The sequence below is a fragment of the Phytopseudomonas daroniae genome (assembly GCF_004327275.1).
In the GTDB taxonomy this organism is placed as follows: domain Bacteria; phylum Pseudomonadota; class Gammaproteobacteria; order Pseudomonadales; family Pseudomonadaceae; genus Aquipseudomonas; species Aquipseudomonas daroniae.
Genome location: NZ_QJUJ01000001.1, coordinates 173,872 through 185,334, shown reverse-complemented (window position 1 = coordinate 185,334; position 11,463 = coordinate 173,872). Strand labels below are relative to the sequence as shown.

The following is an 11,463-nucleotide window of genomic DNA, read 5'->3' as shown; positions in this document are numbered from 1 at the left end:
CCGTCGACGCATGACGGATGCCTATGAACCCGAATTATCTCGATTTCGAACAGCCGATTGCCGACCTGCAAGCCAAGATCGAAGAGCTTCGCCTGGTTGGTAACGACAACTCCCTGAACATCGGCGACGAAATCGCCCGCCTGCAGGACAAGAGCAGTACGCTGACCGAGAGCATCTTCGGCAATCTGACCAGTTGGCAGATCGCCAGGCTTGCCCGTCACCCGCAGCGGCCCTATACCCTGGACTACCTGCAGCACATCTTCACCGAGTTCGATGAACTGCACGGCGACCGTCATTTCTCCGATGACGCCGCCATCGTCGGTGGCGTGGCGCGTCTGAATGGCCAGCCGGCCATGGTCATCGGTCACCAGAAGGGCCGAGAAGTCCGTGAAAAGGTACGCCGCAACTTCGGCATGCCGCGTCCGGAAGGCTACCGCAAGGCTTGCCGTCTGATGGAAATGGCCGAACGCTTCAAGATGCCGATCCTGACCTTCATCGACACGCCGGGCGCCTATCCGGGCATCGATGCCGAAGAGCGTGGTCAGAGCGAGGCCATCGCCTGGAACCTGCGCGTCATGGCGCGCCTGAAGACGCCAATTATCGCCACCGTGATCGGTGAAGGCGGCTCTGGCGGTGCACTGGCCATTGGCGTGTGCGACAGTCTGAACATGCTGCAGTACTCCACTTACGCGGTGATCTCGCCGGAAGGCTGCGCGTCGATCCTGTGGAAAACCGCCGAGAAGGCGCCGGATGCCGCCGAAGCCATGGGCATCACCGCCGAGCGTCTGAAAGGTCTGGGCATCGTCGACAAGGTGATCGCCGAGCCGCTGGGCGGCGCACACCGTGATCCGGCCGCCGCCGCCGAGTCGATCCGTCAGACTCTGAGCGCTCAGCTCGACGACCTGCGCGAGCTCGACACCGACGCCCTGCTGGCACGTCGTTACGAGCGCCTGATGAGCTACGGTATTGCCTGAGCCGCAAGGCGGATGGCCGCCCCCTACAAGCGGCAAGCTGCAAGTGGGACGATCTCGCTTGGAGCTTGTAGCTTGTAGCTTGTAGCTGTGCTCATGTCCCTCGAATCCCATCTGCTCGCACGCCTTGCCGTGTGGCGTGAGGCACCTGCCTGGCGGGTGGCTTTCTCCGGTGGTCTGGATTCCAGCGTGTTGCTGCATCTGCTGGTGCAGGCTTCCCGGTACAACGCGCTACCGCCAATCTCCGCTATTCATGTTCATCACGGCCTGCAGGCCGCCGCTGACGCGTGGCCCGCACATTGCCAGCGTCTGTGCGATGAGCTGGGTGTGTCGCTGAGCATTCAGCATGTGCAAGTCGAGCCAGGTGCCAGCCTGGAACGAGCCGCCCGCGAGGCGCGCTATGGGGCGTTCGCTGCGGCTCTGAATGCTGGTGAGGTGTTGCTGCTCGCCCAGCATCAGGATGATCAGGCTGAAACCGTCCTCTATCGGCTGTTGCGTGGCGCTGGAGTGCAAGGACTTGCTGCCATGGCTGATAGCCGCCCGCTCGCTGATGGGCATGCTGTCCGGCCTCTGCTGGGCGTGCCGCGCAGCGTGCTGGAGGCTTATGCCGCAGCCCACGGACTGCTCTGGGTGGACGACCCATCGAATACCGACACGGGTCTTGCCCGCAATTTTCTACGCCAGGAGATTCTGCCGCGTTTGCAACGGCATTGGCCGAAGGCTGCCCAGGTGCTGGCGCGTGCGGCGGAGCATCAGGCCGAGGCGCAGGGGTTACTGCAGGCGTTGGCCGAGCTCGATATGCAGCACGCACGCGGACGGCTGAATCCCGATTGGCTGGATATTCCCTGTCTCGATTTACAAGCGCTGCGCCAACTGTCCGATGCCCGTCAGCGCAATCTGCTCCGGTACTGGCTGGTGGACTTCACTCGCTTACCCGATAGCCGCCACTGGCAGGGATGGCACGATCTGCGTGATGCCGCAGCCGACGCCAGCCCGATCTGGCGTCTGGAGCGTGGAGAGCTCCGTCGCCATGGTGGCAGCCTGTTGTGGCTCGATGCTCGGTGGCGCGCACCCTGGTCGGGACAGCTGCAACCCTGGTCGCAGGTGGAACAGCCGCTTTTGTTACCTGGCAATGGCCGGGTCTGGCTAGAAGGTGTCGTGCCGGCAGGGCAGTTGAGCATCGGCTATCGCCAGGGCGGCGAGATTCTCGATGTGCCTGGGCGTGGTCGGCGCGATCTGAAGCGTCTCTTGCAGGAAGCGGGCGTGCCCGAGTTTATCCGTGGGCGTATCCCGTTGCTGCTGTGCGACGGGCGGCTTGTCGCCGTCGCCAACCTGCTCGCCAGCTCTGGTTGTGGCAAGCTTCACTGGCACCCGCCCGAGCCTGAGTCGCGCCAGAGTGTGCACGGTAACCATCGCCCGTGAGGGCTGGCTGGTGATCGAATCCCACAGGGCGCATCTCCCTTGCTAAAGGTTTTTGGCCGGAAAGTCGCTGTTTCATTTCAGCAGGTTTTGCCGCGCTTTGGGCTTCGTGTTCTTCCCCCGTCAGGACGTTTCCGGTAGACTGCCCTCCCGTCTCTATTCAGGTATTTGCTGCTTCTTCCGGAAGCGGTGAATGTTTGCTATTTGCAGCATGGTTCGCCATGTTTGCTAAGGTGAACCAAGGCCTTCTCTGCTCCCCGGCGGCTTGACCGCCAATGCTGACTTCTTAGGGTTTTTCATGACGCGCTTCATTTTCGTCACGGGTGGTGTTGTTTCTTCATTGGGGAAAGGCATCGCCTCGGCATCCTTGGCGGCCATCCTGGAGGCGCGGGGCCTGAAGGTCACGATGCTCAAACTGGATCCCTACATCAACGTCGATCCGGGCACCATGAGCCCGTTTCAGCACGGTGAAGTGTTCGTCACTCACGACGGTGCCGAGACCGATCTCGACCTGGGCCATTATGAGCGCTTTATCCGCACCACGATGACCCAGAACAACAACTTCACCACCGGCCGCGTCTACGAAGACGTGCTGCGCAAAGAGCGCCGTGGTGATTACCTGGGCGCGACCATTCAGGTCATCCCGCACATTACCGACGAGATCAAGCGCCGCATCATCAAGGGTGCGGGCGATGCTGACGTCGCCATGGTCGAAATCGGCGGTACCGTGGGCGACATCGAGTCGCAACCGTTCCTCGAGGCTATCCGCCAGCTGCGTTTCGAAGTGGGCGCCAAACGCGCCATGCTGATGCACCTGACCCTGGTGCCGTACATCGCCACCGCCGGCGAAACCAAGACCAAGCCGACTCAGCACTCGGTCAAGGAACTGCGTTCCATCGGCCTGCAACCGGATGTGCTGGTGTGCCGTTCCGATCACCCGATCGACCTGTCGTCGCGCCGCAAGATCGCGCAGTTCACCAACGTCGAAGAGCGTGCGGTGATTGCCCTGGAAGACGCCGACACCATTTACAAGATTCCCGGTATCCTGCATTCGCAGGGCCTGGATGACTTTGTCGTCGAGCGTTTCGCCCTGGAATGCCGTGGCGCCGATCTGTCGGAATGGGATCGCGTGGTCGATGCCAAGCTGAACCCGGAAAAAGAAGTCAACATCGCCATGGTCGGCAAGTACATGGAGCTGCTGGATGCCTACAAGTCGCTGATCGAAGCGATGAGCCATGCCGGTATCAGCAACCGTACCAAGGTCAACCTGCGCTATATCGATTCCGAAGACATCGAGAATCAGGGTACCGACCTGCTGCAGGGCGTCGATGCCATTCTGGTTCCAGGTGGCTTCGGTCTGCGTGGCGTGGAAGGCAAGATCAAGACCGTCCAGTACGCTCGCGAGAACAAGATTCCCTACCTGGGCATCTGCCTCGGTATGCAGGTCGCGGTCATCGAGTTCGCTCGTAACGTGCTGGGCTGGAGCGACGCCAACTCCACCGAATTCGATATCGCCAGCCAGCATCCGGTGGTCGGTCTGATCACCGAGTGGCAGGACGCGACCGGTGCTACCGAACAGCGCACCGAAGCTTCCGATCTCGGCGGCACCATGCGTTTGGGCGCCCAGGATTGCCAACTGCTGGCCGGCTCCAAGGTGCATGCCTGCTATGGCAAGGATGTGATCGTCGAGCGTCACCGCCACCGCTACGAAGTGAACAACAATCTGCTGCCGCAACTGCTCGAGGCCGGTCTCAAGGTTACCGGCCGCTCCGGCGACGGCGCTCTGGTTGAAGTGGTGGAAAGCCCGGATCACCCGTGGTTCGTCGCGTGCCAGTTCCACCCCGAATTCACCTCCACGCCGCGTGACGGCCACCCGCTGTTCAGTGGCTTCGTCAACGCAGCACTGGCGCACCAAGCGAAGAAGGCCTGACCCATGGCTCAGAAGACCATCCGTGTTGGCGCGATCGAGGTCGCCAACGACAAGCCGTTCGTGCTGTTTGGCGGTATCAACGTACTGGAGTCCCGCGACCTCGCCCTGCGTGCCTGCGAGGAATACGTGCGGGTTACCGACAAGCTCGGTATCCCCTATGTGTTCAAGGCGAGCTTCGATAAAGCCAACCGTTCGTCGGTGACTTCCTTCCGCGGCCCAGGTCTGGAAGAAGGCATGAAGATCTTCGAAGAAGTGAAGAAGACCTTCGGTGTGCCGGTGATCACCGATGTGCATGAACCCCACCAGGCGCAGCCGGTGGCGGACGTCTGCGACATCATCCAGTTGCCGGCCTTCCTCTCTCGGCAGACGGATCTTGTGGTGGCCATGGCCAAGACCGGTGCGGTGATCAATATCAAGAAGGCGCAGTTCCTCGCGCCTCAGGAAATGAAACATATTCTCGCCAAGTGTGTCGAAGCCGGGAACGATCAGCTCATTCTCTGTGAGCGCGGCTCCTCCTTCGGGTACAACAACCTGGTGGTGGACATGCTGGGCTTCGGCATCATGAAGGCCTTCGAGTACCCGGTGTTCTTCGACGTCACCCACGCCCTGCAGATGCCGGGCGGCCGCTCGGATTCCGCTGGCGGGCGCCGCGCTCAGGTCACGGAACTGGCCAAGGCCGGTATGAGCCAGGGCCTGGCGGGGCTGTTCCTCGAGGCTCATCCGGATCCGGAAAATGCCAAGTGCGATGGCCCTTGTGCCTTGCGTCTGGACAAGCTCGAGCCGTTCCTGGCACAGCTCAAGCAACTGGATGATCTGATCAAGAGTCAGGATCCGATCGAAACCGCCTGATTGGCGTTTCCGTGGTTCGCTTATCTGTTTCACCGCCCGGCCTTTTGGCCGGGTTTGTCATGTCAGCCCGGTCTGCCGTTGATCGTGTCCGGCGCTGGCAGCCGAATGCAGCAGTGCGTTTTCGACAATTTCTGGAGAGCTTACAATAATGGCAAAGATCGTCGACATCAAGGGTCGTGAGGTTCTCGACTCCCGTGGCAACCCCACCGTGGAAGCGGATGTAATCCTCGACAATGGCATCGTCGGCAGCGCTTGTGCGCCATCCGGTGCCTCCACCGGTTCGCGCGAAGCGCTGGAGCTGCGTGATGGCGACAAGAGCCGTTACCTGGGCAAGGGTGTTCTCAAGGCCGTGGCCAATATCAACGGCCCGATCCGCGATGCGCTGCTGGGCAAGGATCCGCTCGACCAGAAAGCTCTGGACAAGAGCATGATCGATCTGGACGGCACCGAGAACAAAGCCACCCTGGGCGCCAACGCCATCCTCGCCGTTTCTCTGGCTGCCGCCAAGGCCGCTGCACAGGATCAGGATCTGCCGCTGTACGCACACATCTCCAACCTCAATGGCACCCCGGGCCAGTACTCCATGCCGGTACCGATGATGAACATCATCAACGGCGGTGAGCATGCCGACAACAACGTCGACATCCAGGAATTCATGGTGCAGCCGGTTGGTGCGAAAAACTTCGCTGACGGCCTGCGCATCGGTGCGGAAATCTTTCATCACCTCAAAGCCGTGCTGAAAGCCCGTGGCCTGAGCACTGCAGTCGGTGACGAGGGTGGTTTCGCGCCGAATCTGGCTTCCAACGAAGACGCGCTGTCGGCCATCGCCGAAGCTGTCGCCAATGCCGGTTACAAGCTGGGCACCGACGTGACCCTGGCGCTGGACTGCGCGGCCAGCGAATTCTACGAAGACGGCAAGTACAACCTGTCTGGCGAAGGCAAGTCGTTCGACGCCGAAGGTTTCGCCGAATACCTGAAAGGCCTGACCGAGCGCTTCCCGATCATTTCCATCGAAGACGGTCTGGACGAGTCCGACTGGGCTGGCTGGAAGATCCTCACCGACAAGATCGGCGCCAAGGTGCAACTGGTTGGCGACGACCTGTTCGTGACCAACACCAAGATCCTCAAGGAAGGCATCGACAAGGGCATCGGTAACTCGATCCTGATCAAGTTCAACCAGATCGGCACCCTGACCGAAACCCTGGAAGCCATTCAGATGGCCAAGGCCGCTGGTTACACCGCGGTCATCTCGCACCGCAGTGGCGAGACCGAAGACAGCACCATCGCCGATCTGGCGGTCGGTACTGCCGCTGGTCAGATCAAGACCGGTTCGCTGTGCCGTTCCGACCGCGTATCCAAGTACAACCAGTTGCTGCGTATCGAAGAGCAACTGGGCGCCAAGGCGCCGTACCGTGGTCGCGGCGAGTTCCGCGGCTAAGGTAGGTTCGCACGGCGAGGTGGCCAACACCTCGCCACGCGGGCTCTGTCGAGAGCTGCCGAGTCGCCTTCACGGTCTTGTTGGATGCCGATGACGCAGGGAGAATCGACAGATGTCCGCAGCAGCGACCCTTTCTTATCCGAGTGCCTCACCTGCCATGCGTAGTTCCTACTGGCTGTTTTTCGTTCTGGTTCTGGTGCTTGCAGGGCTGCAATATCGCCTGTGGGTAGGCGAGGGCAGTCTGGCGCAGGTTAGCGATCTGCAGCAGCAGATCGCCGATCAGGAAGGCGAGAACGAGCGCCTGCTCGAGCGCAACCGTATCCTCGAAGCGGAAGTCATGGAGCTGAAAAAGGGCATGGAAACCGTCGAGGAGCGTGCCCGCCATGAACTGGGCATGGTCAAGGACGGCGAAACCCTCTACCAGTTGGCCGAATGAACACACCTGACCTGCCGTCCTTCTGGGCGGTGATTCCGGCCGCCGGCATCGGTAGCCGCATGCATGCCGACAGGCCCAAGCAATACCTGCAACTGGCCGGCAAAAGCATTCTCGAACATACCCTCAATTGTTTTCTCGATCATCCGTGCCTACGCGGCGTGGTGATCAGCCTGGCCGAGGACGATCCGTTCTGGCCAACCCTGAGTTGCGCCCACGATTCACGCATTCACATTGCCGCAGGCGGTGCAGAGCGTGCCGGCTCGGTACTCAACGCTTTGCTGCGCCTGGGCGAGCTCGGTGCTGCTGAACAGGATTGGGTGCTGGTGCATGACGCTGCACGCCCTAATCTGGCGCAGAGCGATCTCGATCTGCTGTTGGCCGAGCTGGCTGATGACGCTGTAGGCGGGCTGCTCGCCGTTCCTGCTCGGGATACGCTCAAGCGTGTCGGCAGCGATGGGCGTGTGCGCGAAACCATCGATCGCTCGGTGATCTGGCAGGCCTATACGCCGCAGATGTTCCGCCTCGGTGCGCTGCACCGCGCGCTGGCCGAAGCGTTGGTGTCGGATGTCGCGGTGACCGATGAAGCCTCGGCCATCGAATGGGCTGGTCAGTCGCCGCGCCTCGTGGAAGGCCGGGCGGATAACCTCAAGGTCACCCGCCCGGAAGACCTGCACTACCTGGAGCGCCTGTGGCGTGGCCGGAATTGATGTCGCAATAATATGATCGTATAGGAGCTGCGGGGGCGCCTAGCCTTGCGGGCGAATGGTGCAGTTCGTAGGGGGGACGACGCTTCACCTACGCGATCCGATCCGTCCACCACTCCGCGATCGCAATGGTGGGTGAAAAAACATCACCCACCCTACGCGCTTCAGCAGCCAGCAGATTGCTGTGTTGATGCAGGGCAGCCCGCTGCCGCTCTCAGTGAATCCACTTCTTGGCATTCTTGCCAAGGTTGCGATCGAGCACACTGGTGAGCTTGTTCATGGCACCGTCGATGGCCTGCTGCATTTCACTGGCATCGAAGGAAACCGACATGGGGTCGCGCCCTTTCATGCGCGCTTCTACCTTGCAACGCTTGTCCTGTGGGCCGCTCTTCAGCGCGTTTTCGTCCGAGAGATGAATTTCCACGCGTGTGAGGTGCTCCTCATAGCGCTGTAATTTGTCCCGGACTCGACCTCGGATATCTGTCTTGAACGCCATCGAGGTGTCGACATGCTTTCCGCTGTTGACCATGACCTGCATAACCATTTCCTCATGCTGGTGGGTTCGCAACGGCCCGAACAAGGGCCTCATGATTTACGACGAGCTGATGGCGACAGAGGTTCGCTGGCGGTTGTGACAGCATATGAGCGGCTGGATGCTCAGGTGTATTCAGCACGCTGGCTCAGCCCGTCCCGTAACGCATCGATCAATTGCCTGACCTTGGGCGACAGATGCCGCTGTTGCGGGTAGAGCGCCCACACAGCGGTATTCGGTGGTTGATGGTTGTCGAGCAGGGACACCAGGGCACCGCTGCGCAAGTGTTCGAGCACGTAATAGTCGGGCAACTGACACAGACCAAGCCCGCCCAGCGCAGCGTCCAGCACGGCCTGACCACTGTTGCAGCGCCAGTTGCCCTGAATCCGCTGTGAGGCCTCACGGCCATCCAGCTGGAATGTCCAGACATCGCTGCTGCCGACCAGGCAGTTGTGGCGAGCCAGCTCCGACAGGCTGTGCGGTCGTCCGTAGCGCTGCAGGTAATCGGGGGATGCACAGAGGTACATGCGCCGGGGCGCCAGGCGCGTCGCCAGCATCCGCGAGTCTTGCAGGCGGCCGAGGCGAATCGCGATGTCGAAACCGTCCTGCAGCAGATCCAGAGTGCGATTGCTCAGCTCGATATCCACGGAAAGCCGTGGATGACGGGCCGCGAATGCAGTGACCAGCGGCACGATGAAGCGCTCGCCGTAGGCCACCGCACAGGTCATGCGCAGCAACCCCTTGGGCTCGCTGCCGAGATCGCCAATCGCGTTGAGCGCTTCTTCGCGCGCGTCCTGCAGGCGTTGGCAATGCTGCAGAAATGTCTGCCCCGCTTCGGTCAGCGCCACCTTGCGCGTGGTGCGATAGAACAGCCGCGTATGCAGGCGTTCTTCCAGCCGGGCGATCTGCCGGCTCACCTGGGATGAAGAAAGGCCCAGGTGCTCGGCAGCGGCGGTGAACTGACCGCATTCGGCGACGGCTACGAATTCGTCCAAGCCTTCCCAGCGATTCATGCATTCCCCTTGTCAGGTCGGTAAGCGTCTCATTATCCCTGAATAGCAATAATGTTTTGCGTTCTGCCTGATTATCTCTACTGGCAGCTCAACTACACTCCCTGACCATCGCCTTCCCCTCTGGAGAATCAAGTCATGATCAAGTCGCGCGCCGCCGTGGCCTTTGCGCCCAACGAACCATTGAAGATCGTCGAAGTGGATGTCGAGCCGCCCAAGGCTGGCGAAGTACTGGTACGCATCGTCGCCACCGGTGTTTGCCATACCGATGCCTACACCCTCTCCGGTGCTGACTCTGAAGGTGTGTTCCCGTCGATTCTCGGTCACGAAGGTGGCGGTATCGTCGAAGCCATCGGCGAGGGCGTGACCTCGGTGGCCGTGGGCGATCACGTGATCCCGCTGTATACCGCCGAATGCCGCCAGTGCAAATTCTGCCTGTCCGGCAAGACCAATCTGTGCAGTTCGGTGCGTGCCACCCAGGGCAAGGGCCTGATGCCCGACGGCACCTCGCGCTTCAGCTACAACGGCGAGCCGATCTACCACTACATGGGCTGCTCGACGTTCTCCGAGTACACCGTGTTGCCGGAAGTATCCCTGGCGGTGATCCCCAAGGAAGCACCACTGGAAAAGGTTTGCCTGCTCGGTTGCGGCGTGACCACCGGTATCGGCGCCGTGCTCAACACCGCCAAGGTGGAAGAGGGTGCCAGCGTGGCGATCTTCGGCCTGGGCGGTATCGGCCTGGCGGCGATCATCGGTGCGAAGATGGCCAAGGCCTCGCGCATCATTGCCATCGACATCAATCCGGCCAAGTTCGACGTGGCCCGTGAGCTGGGCGCGACCGACTTCGTCAACCCGAAGGACTACGACAAGCCGATCCAGGACGTGATCGTCGAGCTGACCGATGGCGGCGTGGATTACAGCTTCGAATGCGTCGGCAATGTGCAACTGATGCGTGCGGCGCTGGAATGTGCACACAAAGGTTGGGGCGAATCGGTGATCATCGGTGTGGCCGGTGCCGGCCAGGAAATCAGTACCCGCCCGTTCCAGCTGGTGACCGGTCGTGTCTGGCGCGGTTCGGCCTTCGGCGGCGTCAAGGGCCGTACCGAGCTGCCGAGCTATGTGGAGAAGTCGCAGAGCGGCGAGATCCCGCTGGACACCTTCATCACCCACACCATGGGCCTGGAGCGGATCAACGAAGCCTTCGACCTGATGCATGAAGGCAAGAGCATCCGTACCGTCATCCATTATTGATAGCTGCAAGCGACAAGCTACAAGTGACCTGCGCTGCTTGGCGCTTGAGGCTTGCAGCTTGAAGCTGCCCGGAGGGCCCCATGGAAATCGTTTCCAGCAACAAGAGCTTTGGCGGCTGGCACAAGCGCTATCGCCACCGCTCCACGTCGCTCAACTGCGACATGGTGTTCGCCGTCTACCTGCCGCCGCAGGCCGAGCAGGGCGTCAAGCTGCCGGTGCTGTACTGGCTCAGCGGCCTGACCTGTACCGATGAGAATTTCATGCAGAAGGCCGGTGCCCAGCGCCTGGCGGCCGAGCTTGGCCTGATCATCGTAGCGCCGGACACCAGTCCTCGTGGCGGAGGTGTGCCGGATGATGCCAATGGCGCCTACGACTTCGGCCTGGGCGCCGGCTTCTACATCAATGCTACCCAGGAACCCTGGGCACGCCATTACCGCATGTACGACTACGTGGTGCAGGAGCTGCCGGCGCTGATCGAGGCCAACTTCCCGGTATCGGACAAGCGCGGCATCGCCGGGCATTCCATGGGCGGCCATGGCGCGCTGATCTGCGCCCTGAAGAACCCTGGGCGCTATCAGTCGGTCTCGGCCTTTTCGCCGATCACCAATCCGCTGAGTTGCCCGTGGGGTGAAAAGGCGTTTTCAAACTACCTGGGCGAGGATCGTTCGCGCTGGCGCGAGTGGGATGCCAGCGTGCTGATCGCCGAAGCGGCAGAGAAACTGCCGATCCTGGTCGACCAGGGCGATCGCGACGATTTCCTGGAAGACCAGCTCAAACCCAATGTGCTGGAAGCGGCGGCCAAGGCGGCGAATCACCCGCTGACGCTGCGACTGCAGCCGGGCTATGACCATAGCTACTACTTCATTGCCAGCTTTATCGAGGATCACCTGCGCCATCATGCCGAGGCGCTGACTCGCTGAATA

Annotated in this window: 11 protein-coding genes; 9 read left to right on the top strand and 2 right to left on the bottom strand. The window is 61.3% G+C overall.

The window, feature by feature from the left end:
* Positions 1-23 precede the first annotated feature (23 nt).
* From DNK10_RS00965 to ispD, 7 genes are all read left to right on the top strand, one after another.
* Positions 24-974 carry an acetyl-CoA carboxylase carboxyltransferase subunit alpha gene (locus DNK10_RS00965; protein ID WP_131190292.1) on the top strand — a complete coding sequence of 317 codons (951 nt, stop codon included), beginning with the start codon at positions 24-26 and terminating at the stop codon, positions 972-974.
* A 93-nt stretch (positions 975-1,067) separates the two neighbouring features.
* A complete protein-coding gene (tilS, locus tag DNK10_RS00960) occupies positions 1,068-2,393 on the top strand; it encodes a tRNA lysidine(34) synthetase TilS (protein WP_131190291.1) in 1,326 nt (441 codons plus the stop codon).
* Positions 2,394-2,688: 295 nt separating this feature from the next.
* Positions 2,689-4,320 (top strand): CTP synthase, encoded by a 1,632-nt coding sequence (locus tag DNK10_RS00955; protein WP_131180843.1) that lies wholly within the window; start codon positions 2,689-2,691, stop codon positions 4,318-4,320.
* Between the two features lie 3 nt (positions 4,321-4,323).
* Positions 4,324-5,169, top strand: a complete 846-nt coding sequence (kdsA, locus tag DNK10_RS00950; protein WP_131180842.1) for a 3-deoxy-8-phosphooctulonate synthase — start codon at positions 4,324-4,326, stop codon at positions 5,167-5,169.
* Positions 5,170-5,317: 148 nt separating this feature from the next.
* The gene (eno, locus tag DNK10_RS00945) at positions 5,318-6,607 is read left to right on the top strand and encodes a phosphopyruvate hydratase (RefSeq protein ID WP_131190290.1); all 1,290 of its coding nucleotides are present in this window, start codon (positions 5,318-5,320) and stop codon (positions 6,605-6,607) included.
* A gap of 157 nt (positions 6,608-6,764) precedes the next feature.
* Positions 6,765-7,043 (top strand): cell division protein FtsB, encoded by a 279-nt coding sequence (gene ftsB, locus DNK10_RS00940; RefSeq protein WP_131180840.1) that lies wholly within the window; start codon positions 6,765-6,767, stop codon positions 7,041-7,043.
* Positions 7,040-7,750, top strand: a complete 711-nt coding sequence (ispD, locus tag DNK10_RS00935; protein ID WP_131180839.1) for a 2-C-methyl-D-erythritol 4-phosphate cytidylyltransferase — start codon at positions 7,040-7,042, stop codon at positions 7,748-7,750. The genes ftsB and ispD overlap by 4 nt, the downstream gene beginning before the upstream one ends.
* 211 nt (positions 7,751-7,961) lie before the next feature.
* Here the strand turns inward: ispD and DNK10_RS00930 are convergent, their stop codons facing one another.
* Positions 7,962-8,285: an HPF/RaiA family ribosome-associated protein gene (locus DNK10_RS00930; RefSeq protein ID WP_131180838.1), complete on the bottom strand. Its 324-nt coding sequence runs from the start codon at positions 8,283-8,285 to the stop codon at positions 7,962-7,964.
* Between the two features lie 119 nt (positions 8,286-8,404).
* Positions 8,405-9,292 carry a LysR substrate-binding domain-containing protein gene (locus DNK10_RS00925; RefSeq protein ID WP_131190289.1) on the bottom strand — a complete coding sequence of 296 codons (888 nt, stop codon included), beginning with the start codon at positions 9,290-9,292 and terminating at the stop codon, positions 8,405-8,407.
* A gap of 135 nt (positions 9,293-9,427) precedes the next feature.
* On the opposite strand from DNK10_RS00925, the gene DNK10_RS00920 reads away from it, so the two are divergent.
* Entirely contained in the window at positions 9,428-10,540 is a 1,113-nt protein-coding gene (locus tag DNK10_RS00920; RefSeq protein WP_131180836.1) for an S-(hydroxymethyl)glutathione dehydrogenase/class III alcohol dehydrogenase, read from the top strand.
* An 80-nt stretch (positions 10,541-10,620) separates the two neighbouring features.
* A complete protein-coding gene (gene fghA / locus DNK10_RS00915; protein ID WP_131190288.1) occupies positions 10,621-11,460 on the top strand; it encodes an S-formylglutathione hydrolase in 840 nt (279 codons plus the stop codon).
* Positions 11,461-11,463: the final 3 nt, after the last annotated feature.